Source organism: Bacillus salacetis, assembly GCF_003581585.1.
GTDB lineage: Bacteria > Bacillota > Bacilli > Bacillales > Bacillaceae_B > Rossellomorea > Rossellomorea salacetis.
In genome coordinates, this window is record NZ_QXIR01000017.1 from 1 (window position 1) to 16,212 (window position 16,212).

At 45.6% G+C, this 16,212-nt stretch carries 12 protein-coding genes; 3 read left to right on the forward strand and 9 right to left on the reverse strand.

All coding sequences use genetic code 11. The features are described from left to right. Positions 1–10: 10 nt before the first annotated feature. From D3H55_RS12920 to D3H55_RS12930, 3 genes are all read right to left on the reverse strand, one after another. Complete coding sequence (locus tag D3H55_RS12920) at positions 11–397, reverse strand: hypothetical protein (protein WP_119547325.1); 387 nt, start codon at positions 395–397, stop codon at positions 11–13. A 459-nt stretch (positions 398–856) separates the two neighbouring features. Then, positions 857–2,518 (reverse strand): glycerol-3-phosphate dehydrogenase/oxidase, encoded by a 1,662-nt coding sequence (locus D3H55_RS12925; protein ID WP_119547326.1) that lies wholly within the window; start codon positions 2,516–2,518, stop codon positions 857–859. A 168-nt stretch (positions 2,519–2,686) separates the two neighbouring features. Then, entirely contained in the window at positions 2,687–3,232 is a 546-nt protein-coding gene (locus D3H55_RS12930) for a glycerol-3-phosphate responsive antiterminator (RefSeq protein WP_119547327.1), read from the reverse strand. A gap of 225 nt (positions 3,233–3,457) precedes the next feature. Here D3H55_RS12930 and D3H55_RS12935 point away from each other — a divergent pair, with 225 nt between their 5' ends. Both D3H55_RS12935 and D3H55_RS12940 read left to right on the forward strand, forming a co-directional pair. After that, complete coding sequence (locus D3H55_RS12935) at positions 3,458–4,591, forward strand: serine hydrolase domain-containing protein (RefSeq protein ID WP_119547328.1); 1,134 nt, start codon at positions 3,458–3,460, stop codon at positions 4,589–4,591. A 17-nt stretch (positions 4,592–4,608) separates the two neighbouring features. Continuing rightward, positions 4,609–5,205, forward strand: a complete 597-nt coding sequence (locus D3H55_RS12940) for a class I SAM-dependent methyltransferase (RefSeq protein ID WP_119547329.1) — start codon at positions 4,609–4,611, stop codon at positions 5,203–5,205. A 79-nt stretch (positions 5,206–5,284) separates the two neighbouring features. Here D3H55_RS12940 and D3H55_RS12945 read toward each other — a convergent pair whose 3' ends face one another. The 5 genes from D3H55_RS12945 to aspA all read right to left on the reverse strand — a co-directional run bounded on the left by D3H55_RS12945 (position 5,285) and on the right by aspA (position 11,890). Beyond that, positions 5,285–5,668 carry a hypothetical protein gene (locus D3H55_RS12945; RefSeq protein WP_119547330.1) on the reverse strand — a complete coding sequence of 128 codons (384 nt, stop codon included), beginning with the start codon at positions 5,666–5,668 and terminating at the stop codon, positions 5,285–5,287. A 21-nt stretch (positions 5,669–5,689) separates the two neighbouring features. Continuing rightward, on the reverse strand, positions 5,690–7,072 hold the full coding sequence (locus tag D3H55_RS12950; RefSeq protein ID WP_119547331.1) for an ATP-binding protein: 1,383 nt from the start codon (positions 7,070–7,072) through the stop codon (positions 5,690–5,692). Then, positions 7,069–7,740, reverse strand: coding sequence for a response regulator transcription factor (locus D3H55_RS12955; protein ID WP_119547332.1), 672 nt, complete (start codon positions 7,738–7,740; stop codon positions 7,069–7,071). Before D3H55_RS12955 ends, D3H55_RS12950 begins: the two co-directional genes overlap by 4 nt. 40 nt (positions 7,741–7,780) lie before the next feature. Beyond that, positions 7,781–9,901: an MMPL family transporter gene (locus tag D3H55_RS12960; protein ID WP_119547333.1), complete on the reverse strand. Its 2,121-nt coding sequence runs from the start codon at positions 9,899–9,901 to the stop codon at positions 7,781–7,783. A gap of 558 nt (positions 9,902–10,459) precedes the next feature. After that, on the reverse strand, positions 10,460–11,890 hold the full coding sequence (gene aspA, locus D3H55_RS12970; protein ID WP_119547334.1) for an aspartate ammonia-lyase: 1,431 nt from the start codon (positions 11,888–11,890) through the stop codon (positions 10,460–10,462). A 242-nt stretch (positions 11,891–12,132) separates the two neighbouring features. Between aspA and D3H55_RS12975 the strand changes: the two genes are divergently transcribed. After that, complete coding sequence (locus tag D3H55_RS12975) at positions 12,133–12,759, forward strand: hypothetical protein (protein WP_168413071.1); 627 nt, start codon at positions 12,133–12,135, stop codon at positions 12,757–12,759. A gap of 48 nt (positions 12,760–12,807) precedes the next feature. Here D3H55_RS12975 and D3H55_RS12980 read toward each other — a convergent pair whose 3' ends face one another. After that, positions 12,808–16,014, reverse strand: a complete 3,207-nt coding sequence (locus D3H55_RS12980) for a glycoside hydrolase family 66 protein (RefSeq protein ID WP_338067942.1) — start codon at positions 16,012–16,014, stop codon at positions 12,808–12,810. Positions 16,015–16,212 lie beyond the last annotated feature (198 nt).

Genomic DNA, 16,212 nt, shown 5'->3' on the forward strand with positions numbered 1-16,212 from the left:
TGAGTATTACTTAACCTTCAAGAAGCTGCATATAATACAACTCATCTCCTTCATATTCAACGAAAAGAAACCCTTTAACCTCTTCAGTATTTGAATAAACCTTTGTCCCTTTTGGTAATTTGGTTGCACTAAAGTCATTAAACAACCAGCTGTTCTTTGTTTGTTTTTTCACTTCTCCCAGGAGATGCTCTTTAGAAAATGGAACATCTCCACCATCCTTAAACCACTCCAGGTTAGTAACATTGTTATAAATAAAACCTTGATACTGTATAATATCTGCATCATCACTTTGTTTCAGTACGTCTCGGGCGGTCACTTTTCCCCCATCAGCCATACCACATCCCACTAAAGCAAGCGACAAACTCACAGTAATTAATAGCATTTTTATCACTTTCAACACTCACACCCCTTTGTGTTCATCATCTTCCTAGTTCAGCTAAACTGCCCTTTAATAAAATATCCATTATTTACAAGTGTAGCACACAATTCCTCAATAAAGGCTCATATCCACAAGAACAGGATGCAAATAGGAAAGTCAGTTAACACAATAATTATTGTACGATTGTTAATTAAGGTGCTATTTGAAGTGCTAATTCACCCCTGAATTTGATGAAAACATTGATAAAACAACAAATAAAGCAGGTCTAATCCGTATGCGAATTAGCCTGCTATTTATAGTACTATTTACTATTTTCTCTCCCTGAACGGAACCCCTTAATAATAAAATTACCTAGCGGCTCTTTATTCTTCACGGATGATCTTCGTTGTCCAAGTTGAAATGAGCGGTTACGATATAAAAAAAACTGACCCATGCAATGCACAGGTCAGCCTTCATATTACGTAAAGCAGTTTTCCCTTACCCTTCCACAGGCGTGACCGCTTCATGAAGAAGGACATCAAGTTCCTGCGTATACTCCTCCGCCTGTTCTTCACTCCAGTTGAACACCCTTTTCAGGTACTGAATGACAGGCTCTTTATGCTGGCGGACCCAGTCAATATGGAAAAACAATGCTCCTGTCCGTCTGATGAATATATCAACTGGTTTATATGCCATTTCATAGGCAAGCGCATAGTTCACGACGGCATACACTACAGGCTCCAAGCCCTCGTTTACTGCAGGGTCCCTGCCTTCCAGATACAGATCCAGCACCTTATCGATGTTCGATCCATATCGGTTCACCAGGGTTCTTGCCATGACCGGATCAATGTCCAGATCTGCCGCTTCTTCAGTCTTTTTCTTAACGAATCCCGGATATCCTTTTGATCCCCCAACATCACCGCCGGATAGTGCCAGGTGCTTGGTCGCAATTTCACCAAAAGCCGATCCCTCTTCTTCCTTCAGCTGCTTTGCCACCAGATCCACGACACTCTCTGCCATTTTTCTGTAGCCGGTCAGCTTCCCGCCGGCAATCGAAATGAATCCGGAATCCGAAATGAAAATTTCATCTTTGCGTGAGATTTCAGAAGGATCCTTCCCTTCCTCCAAGATCAATGGACGCAGCCCCGCCCAGCTTGATTCGATATCTTCCGCTGTGATATTCACATCAGGGAACATGAAGTCAATCGCATTCAGAACATAGTCCCTGTCAGCAAAGGTCATCGTCGGATGGCTGATGTCACCCTTGTAAACGGTATCCGTCGTACCGACATAGGTTTTGCCTTCACGCGGAATCGCAAACACCATCCGTCCGTCAGGCGTATCGAAATAGATTGCTTGCTTCAGAGGGAAACGGCTGCCGTCAAAAACGAGATGGATCCCTTTCGTCAATTGAAGTGTCTTTCCTTTTTTCGAGTTATCCTTTTCCCGAAGCGTATCCACCCATGGGCCTGCCGCATTGACAATCTTTTTGGCATATACCTGATGCTTCGAGCCGTCGATTTGATCCACAAGCCCGACACCGGCCACCTTGCCGTTTTGATCATATATCAGCTTCTCCACTTTCGAGTAATTCAAGGCAATGGCACCTTTTTCAACGGCTTTTTTCAGGACTTCGATCGTCAAGCGGGCATCATCTGTCTTATACTCCACATAATAACCCGCCCCTTTAATGCCGTCCTTCTTCAGCAACGGCTCACGCTTCAGTGCTTCCGCGGCTGAAAACATCTTCCGCCTTTCGCTTTTCTTCACTCCCGCAAGAAAATCGTACACCCGTAAGCCGATATTCGTGGACAGCGGGCCAAAGGTCCCTCCTTTATAAAAAGGGAGCATCATCCATTCGGGTGTCGTGACATGCGGGGCATTTTCGTATACGATTGCCCTTTCTTTCCCGACTTCAGCCACGACCCTGATTTCAAATTGCTTTAAATAACGGAGGCCCCCATGCACGAGCTTCGTTGACCGGCTTGAAGTACCTGCAGCGAAATCCTGCATTTCCACAAGCCCCGTTTTCATCCCTCTGACGCTTGCATCCAGGGCGATCCCGGCACCGGTGATCCCTCCCCCGATGACCAGTACATCAAGGGACGCGCTTTTCATTTCTTTATAAAATTCGTTTCTATCCAAGCTTGAAAAAGACATGATTATCTCTCCTTATTTATACTGAGGCGAAAAAAAAGAGACCGCAAACCAACCCATAATATAGTTATAGGTCGATTGCGGTCTCTCAAATTCTCCGTCCGATGTATTAACATGTACCCGTATTATAACATAAGAAACACAAATTTGAAAAGATTTTTGTTGTTCCTGTTACTCCCATACAAGCGAGTGGTTAGAGGTCGTTACGGCGATCGCCCCGCCCTCGTATGCAGCCTCAATGTCTTCTTCGTTCCTGATCAAGCCCCCTGCAATCACAGGAATATTGGTGGCCCGATTCACTTCTTGGATGATTTTCGGGATCAGCCCCGGAAGTACCTCAATGTAATCAGGCTGAACATTGTTGATGATTTTCAAGTTGTGCTCGAGCGCATGGCTGTCGAGCAGGAATAATCTCTGGATGGCAATCAGGTTGTTTTTCTTGGCAATGGCGATGGCATTCCCTCTTGTTGAAATGATTCCATCGACCTTGATCACCCTTATTAAGAATTCCATCCCGTATTCATCCGTTTTCAGGCCTTGTACAAGATCGACGTGAACAATCAGTTTCTTATTTGCTTTCCGGGCGTAGCTGGCCATGCTTGGCAGCTGGGAAAGCCGGGTTTCCAGCAAAATGATGTATTTATGGTCGCTCTCCAGCAATTTATCAAATTCTTTCATGCTTTTCACTGCAGGCAGTATTCCTGATAATTCCGGCATGTTGTATCCCTTCCTTACTGTATTGCGAATTTTATATTAAACCATCTGGTCCTCTGCATTGTTTTAGGTCCTAAAGATGCATTCAATCCTTTGATATAGTCTACTTTAGTTTCGGACTTATTTCTAGTACCGAAATAGATATACCGAAAAGGAAAGCTGTCTTGTGTTAAGATAGGTAAGAAATCGGATAATTCCAACAATAGAAACCAATAGAATGGAGAAAGTATGCACCTACCTGCCGAAAACAAACTTAAACAAATAACGCAATACATCAACCAAATCCTTCTTGACCAAAATGGCACCGGCCTGAGTGCCGCCATCGTCAAGGATTCGGAGATCATTTACTCGAAGGGATTCGGCCATTCCCGGACCCATCCGGAAAAGAAGCCCATCGATGGGGATACGTTGATGAGCATTCAAAGCATTTCAAAGAACTTCATGGCCCTTTCCCTCATGAAGCTTGCGGAAAATGGCCTGATAAATTTAGATGACCCGGTCGTCCGGCACCTGCCGTACTTCAGGACAAAAGATAAGCAGCAAAGCGACATCATCACTATCCGCCATATTCTGACTCACACGGCCGGCTTCCCTTCAGATCTGGGCATCGCCAATATGATTGCCCCGAATGTAAAAGAAATCTTTTCCGATACACCCACTGAATTTCAGGAAGCACTCGATCACTACCAACTCACAGAGGACGAAATCAAAAGCATAACCTCGAGGGAAGATATAACCAGGTGGTTCCAAAAAGTGGAGCTGGAGTATCCTGTTGGAGAGGGATGGAATTACTGCACTGATGCCTATGTCATCCTTGCAGACTTGTTTGAAAAAGTCAGTGGTTCAAAGTGGGAAACCCATCTTCAAGAGGAAATTCTCATCCCTCTCGATATGAACCGTACAACGGGCGATTCCGCTAAAGTTGAACAGGACGAAAACAGTGCCAGGTATTATCTGGGTGAGGAACGAACAGAGACTCCTTTCCCAAAAAACTCGATTTCCGCCCCGATCGGCTATTTGTATTCAACCGCCCATGATTTAGCAAAATACTTGGCCTTTCATTTATCAAAAAAACCAGGTATCCTGCGTCCGGAATCAGTGGAAGACATGCAGCATCCCTTCCACCTTGTCAGCGAAGAGTGGCGGTTTGGCAGCGACGTCAGAAGCTACGGACTGGCATGGTTCACTGACAGCTATAACGGCCTCAAGGTTGTTGAACACGGCGGCGGGCAAATGGCCGTCAGATCGCTCATGAGCATCGTTCCTGAACTTAATTTAGGGGTAGTCGTCCTGCTTAATTTTGACGGAACCGCCCATCATGATATTTGTGATAAGATTATAGACATCTTTAACGAGTCATAACAAATGAGGTGGAATGAATGGACAATAACGTTTTTGAACAAATGGCCAAAAGATACGATACAGTAGAGAGAATAGAACTGGCCAAGGTTGTCGTCAAGGAAGTCAGGGATGAATTGCGAAACAGCAGATCGAAATCGTTAATTGACTACGGCAGCGGAACCGGGCTCGTCGGTTTAGAACTGACCGATTTGGTGAACTCTGTTCTGCTGGTCGATTCATCGGAACAAATGATTGAAACAGCCAAAGCGAAAATCGCCAAAAACGGAATCGCAAACGCAGATGCCCTTTATGCTGATTTTACCCAGTCCACCCCTGATCTCCAGGCAGACATCGTGTTAATGTCCCTGGTCCTTCTTCATATCCCGGATACGAAGAAGATCCTGAAGGAAATGTTCAACATTTTAAACGACGGCGGCAAGCTCATTATTGTCGATTTTGACAAGAACGATCAAATCAGCCATCCGAAAGTCCATAACGGTTTTTCACACAGTGAGCTGCAAGAAAAATTATCCGAAGCCGGCCTTTCATCCAGCACCATCAGGACCTTCCATCATGGCAGCAATATTTTCATGAAGAAAGACGCATCCATGTTCATTTCCTGCAGCAGGAAGTGAAATTGACAACAGACCCGCCTAGTTGACGGGTCTGTTTCTTTTATCTGATTTTCAGTATTGCACTAAACTATGCTTCTCTTTACTCCACCATGAATGTCATCACCACAAATAATAGGAAGGCCAGCAGTAGCAAGCTGCCTCCCACGACAAACCATACAGTGACAGCCGCTTCACTTAGTTCAAAGGGATTCAGGTTATACATCCACATGCCGGAAGTCAGGCCGAGTGCCCCTGCCATCCCCAGGATACTATGAACGGCTACAAGCTTCTTATATTTTATTGTGTATACCTTATAGAAAATTCCCCAAGCGAATACGGAAAGCCATCCTACTAATAAAATATGTGTGTGGATCGGCTTGAGGGCATAGTCCATTTGACCAGCCATATGTGATCCCAGAAACGCTCCGATGAGCCCAAAGATTGCAGCAAATCGTATCAAACGCAAACTCCATTTTTGTTCCATTCTCCATTCCCCCAATTATAATTATTTATCTATAGAAGGAAGGGTAATCGTGAAGATGGACCCCTCCCCTTCTTTACTTGCCACAGCAACTTTCCCCTTATGCAAATCAATGATCTGTTTGACAATGGAGAGACCCAGTCCGGTGCCGCCCTTTTTCCTTGCTGCATCCACCCGGTAAAAGCGGTCAAAGATCTGTTCCCTCTCACTATCAGCTATGCCAATCCCAGTATCCTTAAATGTCACGATAAGCTCCGTATCCTTTGCGGCCAGTCCTATCCAGATGGCGTCTCCATGCCTGCTGTACTTAATGGCATTGGTCATGAGGTTATCCCAGACATTCATCATCAGTTCGGAATCGTATTTGAATACACAAGGAACGAGATTGTATGAAACTTCTATCCCTTTTTCCTCAATGAGCCATTGATATTTACGGATGACTTGTTTGATCTGTTGATCTGCCTGGACTTCCGAAAGCTTCATAGGATAGGCTTTTTGATCCAGGGAAGTCATGATCAATAATTGTTTCGTCAAATGGGAAAGCCTTTTCGATTCCTCATTAATGATCTCCAGATAATGGACCCTTTCTTCCTCGGGCACATCTGACTTCAATAAGTCTGCATAGCCCTGTATATTCATCAGGGGTGATTGGAAATCATGTGACACATTACTAATAAAGGCTTTCCTTGCTTCATCATTATGCTGTAATTGTCTTTGCATGGTTGTAAAGCTTTCGGCCAGCTGCCCGATTTCATCCCTGCGGCTGATGCTCAAGTCATAGTTGAAATTCTCACGAGTCAATTCCTTTGTGGCTTCCGTCAGCTGCGTAATGGGCTTGATCAAGTGTTTAGCAAACCCGATCATCCCCATGATACTGATAACGGAAACCGCTAAAATAAACCACGCAAGGATCATGTGGATATCAGAGAAAAGGAGCTTGTTATTCGGGCGCATGAATAAGGCATATTGCTCGCCACCGGCAGTGAACGGGACCCCGACGGTATTGCGTACATCATTAGAAAAGTGCCCCATCACAAAAGATTGATTGGAATCCTCACTCATACCGTGGTAAATCTTCTGTTCATCCACTACCTTCATGGCTTCCTCGGGCAGCTCCGTCTTAGAGAACTCTGCTCCAAAAAACTGTTTTTCCCCTTCCTTGTCCATGATGAGCACCTGATACCCAAGCTTCCCTACCGAATCCAAATAAGGCGCCAAAGCTGTTTGGTGACCGTGCATCCTCTCTATGCCCGAAACGATTTCTTCTGCAATGACGACATTCTGGCGGTCAATCTTCTGTTTGGTTGTGGACATATAGAACCAGTTGGCCAGGATGAACCCTACAAGAACACTGATGGTGAGAATCAAGAGGGCCGCCGCAACGAATTTACGGTAAAGCGTCCTCATCCTTTAACCTCCAGCTTATAACCAATCCCCCTGACAGTCTGAACTTCCACCGTCGCCCCATATTTCTTTAATCGATCCCGGATCCGATTGATGTGGGTATTCAGGGTTTGTTCACTTCCTTCATAATCCACTCCCCAAATCTGTTCAATCAATAAAGCACGCGGCGCGATCCTTTGTCCCCTGGAGGCAAGGATGCTCAATAGTTCAAACTCTTTCAACGGAAAAAGAATAGTTTCCTGATCAATCATCACTTCAAAATTTTTTCTATCCAGCATCACATTCCCTGCCGTGATGATACTTTCCATCGACCGCCCCGCACGCCGCAGGACGACAGCTACTCGGTATAACAGCTCTTTTACCTCGAAAGGCTTGACAATATAATCTTCTGTTCCTGACAAGAAGCCCTTTTCCTTATCATCCAACTGACCCTTTGCGGTCAGCAGGATCACCGGAATCGCATAATCTTCTGTTAAGATTTTTGTCAGTTCATATCCATCCATCCCCGGCATCATCACATCGACTACCGCTAAATCGAATGTCATCTCTTCTACCTTCTGCAAGGCTTCCTCTCCATCATCCGCTTTAACGACCTTATATCCTTTGCCGCTTAAGTGGATGGAAACCAGCCTCTGAATATGGACATCATCATCAACCACCAGAATTTTCATGAATCAACCTCCCAGCAATACAAACTTCCCCGCACTTATACTATTGACTATTATGAGAGGTCTGATCATCCTTTTCAAATGCCATTATCAGGGTTGGCAGCAGGACTCCCCTCACCAGGAAGGTATCCATAAGGATCCCGACCGCTACAATGAATCCAAACACGAATAAATCAGCAATCGGCATCGTCGTCAGCGCGGCAAAGGTTGCAGCCAGGATGATACCTGCCGATGATATGACTCCACCTGTATTTGTCATCGCAATTTCGAGAGCTTTCTTGACGCCATGCTCCTTCCTTTCCTCCATAAAACGGGATACAAGGATGATGTTATAATCCACGCCCAGTGCCACGAGGAAAATGAACGCATATACAGGCACCCGGGTACTGATGGCATCAAACCCAAACAACACATCCACCAGGAAGCTTCCAAGCCCCAATGCAGAAACATAAGAAAGCAAGATCGTCCCCATCATATATAGTGGCATCCTGATGGTACGCGTCATGGCTGCCAAGAGACCGAGAATAAGGACCGTTTCGAGAACCACGATCGTCACGATATCTTTATTGTTTACGGACCTTTCATCCACAAGCTTTGGAGTCACTCCGCCATAATACGCTTCTCCTTTGATAGAGAGATCCCGGAGCATATCAGGCGTAGATTCCCTCAGCTCTTCCATAAAGTCTATAGCCTCTTTCGAATACGGATTTATGGATAAAGCCACACTGTACTTGACTGCCTTTCCATCCTCTGTTTGCCCGCCTGTGCGGACCGAGGCAATTTCGTCAAACGTCTCCAGTTCTGCTTTGATTTCAGCGGTCTCTTCTTTTGTTAAAAGATCGCCGCTTTCAATGAGTAATGCAGAAGGGGCAAGCTCTCCCTTATCAAATTGGGATTCCACAATCTCATAGCCAACGCGGGACGGTAAGTCTTCCGGGAATTTCTTCACGGTATCAAACTCAAAATCAATAGTCATTACATTGATGGCTGTCACCACAAGGAAAATCCCTGTCAAACCGCCGCTGAGCCATGGCTTTTTCACAACAAACCTGGCAATTGATCCCCAAAAGGCATGTTTTACACCGATTTTCCCGCCATATTTCGGTACCTTCGGCCAAAACGACTTGCGTCCGAATAAAGTGAACAGCGCCGGCACAAGAGTGATCGAAGCCACCATGATAAAGAACATGGCCAATCCAAACACCGGTGCAAAGTTCTGATAATCACGGAAGTCAGCCAGGAATAAAATCAACATCGCAGCCATCACGGTTCCGCCGGCAAAAAAGACAGGCTCTCCTGTGGCACGCATAGCGCTCTTCATCGCATCATATTTACTTTCAACCTGGTAGAGCCCCTCACGGTAACGCGAGAACACAAATAAAGAATAATCAATGACGGCCGCGAACAGCAGGATACTCATGATTGATGTCGTCGAGTTATTGATTTCCAGGCCGGCAGCACCCATCAGCGCCACACTCTGATTCACCACCTGATAGACGATTGCCGTTGCCAGAAGAGGAATGAACGCTAACAGAGGCGAACGGTATATAACGATCAACAAAACCAATACGATTAAAATGGTTGCCATTAGCAATACGACATCTGCCTGTTCAAACAGCTTGGTCGCATCTCCCGCTATTCCAGCCGGTCCGGTAATATAGAATTCCATATGTTCAAACGTATCTGCAATCTCATTGCCAATTTGTGAAGCCTTATCGTTGATTTCTGAATACGCTTTGCCGCCAAGCCCTTTTTCCAATTCCATCGGGACAATCACCGTTGACCCATCTTTGGAGATGAACCCTTCCACAGCCTGAGGCGGCAGCATGCTGATATCAACGATTCGGTCAATTCCTTTGATATTCTCCGCCTTGATTCCTTTTAGGATTTCATTGACCTCATCTAATTTGACCTCACCTGAATCATTATGAAAAACAAGAATGCCAGGCGTCCCTTGCTCGTTCGGGAATAATTCTTCTATTTTATCCTCAGCGATGATCGATGCCGCTTCATCTGGGAGGGATTGAAAATTGCTCACTTTATAGTCATCAAGTTTTGGACCGGCACTCAATCCTGCCATCAGCACGACCCAGAAAAAGATCGTGAGCCACATCCCTCTCTTTGTCGATACCCAGTCTGTAATGGGGGTCAGTAATCTTTTCATCAACTTTCCTCCTTCATGTTATTCGTTTCAAAGTATAACGCCCGTACATAAACTGAATATCAATTTTTGTTTACAGAAGCAGGTAAGAAGAAAGATTTTATATCAAACAGAAAAAACACATAGAAAAAAGACCGGCAAGATGACGGGCACTGAAAATCTTCAGATTCATTAAAACCTAGGCTTAGGTAAGGAATGTTGATTTCCGCTCCAGGTGCGCGACTCCGCGGGGCGGGCGGTGAGCCTCCTCAGCTTCGCTTGCGGGGTCTCACCTGTCCCGCTAATCCCGCAGGAGCTCGCACACCTTCCACTCCAATCAACGTGATGAAAAAAGGATAAGGACGGTAGTATAACCTTCTATAATTACTGAACATCGTAGCTTGTTGTTATTGAATCATTGGAAATAATAAAGTAGGTCTCTACCTGGTTTTTGTATGCTCCTTTTTCACCTTGCCATCTTTCCCTATAGCTATATGTCCTGTCTTACAGACAACCATAGAAAAAGCCGACTCTCCTTCCTTTTTGGAAGAAGAGTCGGCTTTTTCTATGGTAATTACAATATTATTCCCTTTCAAACAGCGACGCACCGGCAATTCCGGGTTCGGTCATTTCGTAAGGATTCAGAATCAGATCGAGTTCTTCTTCTGTAAGGACATCGTACTTCAGGCAAAGCTCCCTAATCGGTTCGCCGTTCAAGATCGCTTCCCTTGCGATCCTTGACGCGACTTCATAGCCGATATGCGGATTGACGGCCGTAATGATGCCGACACTCTTCTCCACATACGCCTTCATTCTCTCTTCGTTTGCTTCGATTCCTTTAACACAGTACTCTGTGAACGAATCAAAGGCATTGTTCATGATGCTGATCGATTGAAGCAGATTGAAGATCAGGACCGGCTCCATGACGTTCAGATCAAACTGCCCCGCTTCGGATGCAAGTGAAATCGTCTGGTCGTTCCCGATCACCTGGAAGGATACCTGGTTGATCAGTTCCGGCATGACAGGGTTGACCTTGCCTGGCATGATGGAAGAACCAGGCTGTCTTGCCGGCAGGGAAATCTCGCCAAGGCCTGCTCTTGGGCCGGAAGCCATCAAACGAAGGTCATTGGCAATCTTGGACATGTTGACCATGCAGATCTTCAGGCTGCTGGACACTTCTGTATAAGAATCCGTATTCTGTGTCGCATCCACAAGATGTTCCGCGCCCTTGAACGGAAGCCCGCTGATTTCCGCAAGATAAGGAATGACAAGCTCGATATACTTAGGAAACGCATTAAGGCCTGTCCCTACGGCAGTGGCACCCATGTTCAATTCATAAAGGTGCTCCCTTGTCTGCTTGATTCGCTTGATATCCCTTGCGATCACACGGCTGTATGCTTCGAATTCCTGGCCGAGACGGATTGGCACCGCATCCTGAAGATGAGTGCGCCCCATCTTGATGATATGGCTGAATTCCTGAGCTTTGGCGCTGAATGCCTCATGCATCCGCTCCATTGTCGAGATCAGCTGCTCCAGCAGATTCAAAATCGCAATATGCATGCTTGTCGGGAACGCGTCATTCGTTGACTGAGACATATTGACATGGCTGTTCGGGCTGCAGTGGCCATAAGAACCTTTTTCTTCCCCCATGAACTCAAGGGCGCGGTTGGCCAGGATCTCATTGATGTTCATGTTGAACGAAGTCCCTGCGCCTCCCTGGATTGGGTCGACGAGTACCTGTTCATGCCATTGACCATCGATCATTTCATCTGCCGCTTTCACAATCGCTTCCCCGATGCCTGTATAAAGACGGCCGACATCCATGTTCGCCTTGGCTGCCGCCTTCTTCACCATCGCCATCGCTTTAATCAATTCCGGGTGGATCTTATAGCCCGTAATCGGAAAATTCTCCACCGCACGAAGCGTCTGGATTCCATAATAAGCATGCTCAGGTACTTCCTTCGGTCCCAGGAAGTCTTTTTCAATTCTAGCGTTGTTCAGTATGACTGACATTTGATTGTGTCTCCTTTGGTTTCTCTATTTATATGAAAGTTGTTTCCTATTAAATTTCCTTCTCTATAGTAGCATGATGGGGGACGGTTCTCTACCCTGAAAAGAGTACAAATCTTATTCTTACTTAAATATTTTTTCCGTATTCCAGATTAGGACAAGATCCTTTTAGGGTATAGGATAACCAAAACCAAATTTCCCCAGAAAGGATAGCTGCTATGAAGTACATTCCCATGATCCTCAGTATGATCTTTCTTTTGTCCGGCTGCAGTCTTATTTCGATTAACACCTCGTCCCCTGAGCCAGCCAGTGAAAATGCGGAAACTGTGTCACCTGTGGATGAAAGTGAAGATGCCGTATCAGACACTGATGAAAACAAAGAAACTTTATCGACTACAGAAAATGAAGAAGCTATGCCAACGGATACAGATAAGCAAGACGTGATCATTGCTTTTATCGAAGAGGATATCCACAAAATTTCAGAATTGGAAACGGTCGCTTTTAATTCGTTATTGTCTGTTTCCGGAGAAAATTACACAGATGACCCAACCATGCTGGCGGTCATCAAGCAAGACGTTCTGCCTGCTTATAAAGAAGCTGTGAGCGAAGCAGAAAAGCTGGAAGCACCCATCCCAGAGCTTGAACAGCCGACAGAGCAGATCAAAATGACCACGAAGACGTTCTTGGAATCGGTCGAATTGCAAAAAGAAGCGCTGGAAAAGCAAGACATACAGGTGATGGAAGAAGCGAATCAAAAGATGCTGGAATACCAGGGAATGCTTGAGGAGTATCATGGGATGATGAAGGTAATAGCAGATGAATACGAAATCACCTATGAACCGCTTCAGATTGATCAGACACAGACTTTGTAGGCGAATACAATAAAGAAACACAGCGGAATCCGCTGTGTTTCTTTTTGATTAAAATTTTATCTTCTTCGCCTTTTTGTTTTCCGCTCCATCCCGGTCGATGACGATCATTTGCCAATACTCCAACTCAGGCAGGCTGATCACGATTTCATCGTCCTGCCATGTGAACGGGATTTCCTGCAGCTGACCTTCTTTTGCATCAGGGCTCGCTGCATAGACACGTAAGTCACGGAGTTCCTTTTTGGTTTTCCCGACAGGATAGCGGACAACCAAATTTTCTTGTTTCTCCGGTTTAGCTGCTGCATTCCTCCAGTTGGAATCATTCTGGAGAAGGTTGATCAGGTGGACAATTTCATAATCCTCAAAGCCTGCATTATCCTTATTGTCCCTTGCGATTGTCCAGATGCTGTTCTGCTCGCCGTTTGTGCTTGTTTTCACTTCTGTGTTCTCTTTTTCGATAACCACATTTTTGTCCGTCTCTTTACTGTCAAAAAGGAGATTTTCATAAGCAGCAAAGAATTTGTAGTAATCCTTCATTGACTCTTTAAGCGATTCACTCATCTTTTTGCTGCGGTTCGGATAATATTCGTGAGCCAGCATATTCGGTCCCTCTTCGTAATTTTCCGCAGTCCCGATTTCAATATGTGTGGCACCCATCGCGGCAAGTCCGGCATCCATGAGACGGACGGACGGCTCATCGAACAAGCCGATGGTCATCCTCCGCAAATCGATCGACCCCTTCTGGCCTTCTTCTTGTTTCAAGGTGATCCTATGGGTACCGGAAGTCACATCCGGCAGGACGATATATCCGTCTTCACTGTAGGAATCCTTGCTGCCTGTTCCCTTAAAGACGACTGTATACGGATTTCCATTGTCGTCCAGCACAGGCTCTCCATCGATGTAAATGGTTCTTTCCGTGTCCGCTCCGGCATTGGCATAGGTGAAGATGAAGCTCGTTTCCCCATCTTCTTCTAAGTCTGCCTCAAATGTGACTTCATCCCCGACATGGCCGAAATTGAGCAGTGTGTCCTTATAGATGTGCATTGGCGCAAGGGTGTTGACTGATTCTGCATGCCATTTTTCCTCTCCGGCCTGCAGGTAATCCAGCTTCACGCCATCATCATCGATATTTTCAACGGCTATCTTAATGGAATTGATTCCTTCTTTTAAAGAAATATTCTTCATTTCAAGTTCCTGCCATCCATTGCTTGAAGGGAATGTAATATCCTCTGTCTTTTCTCCATTGATATAGACACTCCGTCTGGCATCACGCTTTGAGGCCGAATCATTGTTGTATTTCCAAACAAGATCATACGAGCCTGCCGCTCCTGCTTTCACCTGGAAATCCAGGAAGTCATTTTCGTCCTTGAAGTCATAGACATGGCCTGTCGTTGTAGAGATGCCATGGCCGTCAGGTCCGAATGACGCATCCTCCACCTGGTATTCCTTTTCTCCTGCCGTCAAGCTGTCCAGGTTGATGTATTGTCCGTTGGAGGCCAGCTCGAACACCACTTCATGTTCCCCGGCAGGGACCGAAGCTTTGATGGACTTTTCAGCCATTGCTCCTCCCCATCCTCCTGGTGTGCTGCTGAAAATGTTTTCGGAAATCGTTTTTCCATCAACATAAGAGTTATTCGCCGGTATCAGCTCTCCATCCACATAGATATTGACTTGCGGGTTATTGCCCGTTCTATATTTGAAGGTGAGTGTATCCGTTTCTTCCTCGTTATCAACGTTAAAGATGACTCGCTGTCCTTTGTTTCCAAAGTTGTCTGTGTATCCAGGAGAGATGGATACCTGGCTTGTTTTTTCCATTGCCGGGCTCCAGCCGAATTCAGCCTTCTCCGCTTCGTAGACATCGTCTTCTATTGTCAGTTTATCCACGGAGATTGCAGATGGGGTCGTTGCTTCTTCCATCTTCACCATGACCTCATTCGTTCCCTGCGGTAAATAGACGACAGACTCAGCCTTTTGGAATCCTTCACCTTCTGTATGAGGCAGGATGAATACTCCTGCTTTTTTTCCGTTGATGAAAATGCTTCTTTCCGTCTCTTCACCCGGATTTTTGTAATAGATGGAAATGCCGGTCTCCTTAGCTTGATCCGTATCCCTTGTGAAAGTCATAAAATCGCCTTGCTGCTTGAATTCAGTCAGCGCCCCATCTGCGGCTTTTATCAAAGGCGTCTGGGAAGGCTCCCATCCACTGATTGCCTTTTCCGCCTGATAGCGGTCAGTTCCCACAGACAGGTAATCAATCTTCGCTCCTGTGTCATTTACATCTTCCACTTTAAGGACCACTTTCTTGGCTCCTGCCTTTAAAGGAACAGGGATTTCCGCGGAAGGCTGGAAGTTCTCCCATCCTCCGGTTGATTTCAACAGAACCTTGTCCTTAACGGGATCTCCATTCACATATAGATTACGCGAAACATCAATCTGCTCAACCCCATACTGGAAGCTTAGCGGGTAGGTTCCTGCCTCTTTAACGTTCACATCAAATTCAATGTAATCGCCATCTGTTTCAAAATTGAAGACATGGCCGTATTTGTCGACTTTACAGCTGATCAGCTCAGCATCTTCAGCTTCGTATTCTTTTGCGAAATCACCTTTTTCAAGAGTGATGCTGTCCACATTCAGCCATAGGTTGTTAGAATTCAGGCTCAGCATGATTTCATTCTTTCCTGCCTGCAGGTCCAATTCATAGGATTTGGCTGCAACCGGGTTGCCCCATCCTGTTTTCTCATTGAAATCGATGGAAGGCACCACTTCAGCGTTATTGACGGTCAGCTTTCCATTCGGACTTTCTCCATTGTCATGGCCGTAGTCAAGGCCGAATGAGTAGGTTCCTGCAGTTGGCACATCGACCGTCCAGATGATCTGGTCTTCATCTTTCTTCCCGAAATCACCGACCCAGCCGGCTGTCTTTCCGATCCTTGAGAAGAACTGATCGGCTTTCGGTATTCCCTGGACATCCCCTGCCTCATAATGAATTCCCGTCGCCTGCTTGTAATTCATATACCCTGCAATCACGACCGCTTTCCCGCCATTTGTTGCCCTGGTATCTTCTACTATTTTCAGAAGATCACGGTAATGATCTTTGTCCTGCCAGATTTCACTGTAGTCGAAATCCCTTTTGGTCGTCGTTTTCGGCACATCCTGATACCCTTCATTTCCGCCGACCATGTTAAAAGTCACAAAGTTCTTCTTTTTATCATTCTGGACAAGCGAGTCTTTGACTGAATTGATGAGAGTGTGTGTAATTACTTACAGGTAATGTCCTTTCTTTTTAACCTACATTTTTTAAGCGTAGTACATTAGTTTAGTTGGGAGAAAACAGAAGCAGCTTTACTATCAGGTCAATAAAAAAAGGGATCCTGTTCCTAACGGGCGGTTTTCGAGTACAAAACTAAAAAATGCACATCCAATTTTTTTGCTTAATTTGTATAATAAAATGCAACC

What these genes read in the sequence shown, in the direction of transcription:
- D3H55_RS12955 (WP_119547332.1), bottom strand. Translation starts at nt 7,740, where the DNA reads ATGAAAATTCTGGTGGTTGATGATGATGTCCATATTCAGAGGCTGGTT.
- D3H55_RS12935 (WP_119547328.1), top strand. Translation starts at nt 3,458, where the DNA reads ATGCACCTACCTGCCGAAAACAAACTTAAACAAATAACGCAATACATC.
- D3H55_RS12975 (WP_168413071.1), top strand. Translation starts at nt 12,133, where the DNA reads ATGATCTTTCTTTTGTCCGGCTGCAGTCTTATTTCGATTAACACCTCG.
- D3H55_RS12925 (WP_119547326.1), bottom strand. Translation starts at nt 2,518, where the DNA reads ATGTCTTTTTCAAGCTTGGATAGAAACGAATTTTATAAAGAAATGAAA.
- aspA (WP_119547334.1), bottom strand. Translation starts at nt 11,890, where the DNA reads ATGTCAGTCATACTGAACAACGCTAGAATTGAAAAAGACTTCCTGGGA.
- D3H55_RS12950 (WP_119547331.1), bottom strand. Translation starts at nt 7,072, where the DNA reads ATGAGGACGCTTTACCGTAAATTCGTTGCGGCGGCCCTCTTGATTCTC.
- D3H55_RS12960 (WP_119547333.1), bottom strand. Translation starts at nt 9,901, where the DNA reads ATGAAAAGATTACTGACCCCCATTACAGACTGGGTATCGACAAAGAGA.
- D3H55_RS12940 (WP_119547329.1), top strand. Translation starts at nt 4,609, where the DNA reads ATGGACAATAACGTTTTTGAACAAATGGCCAAAAGATACGATACAGTA.
- D3H55_RS12930 (WP_119547327.1), bottom strand. Translation starts at nt 3,232, where the DNA reads ATGCCGGAATTATCAGGAATACTGCCTGCAGTGAAAAGCATGAAAGAA.
- D3H55_RS12945 (WP_119547330.1), bottom strand. Translation starts at nt 5,668, where the DNA reads ATGGAACAAAAATGGAGTTTGCGTTTGATACGATTTGCTGCAATCTTT.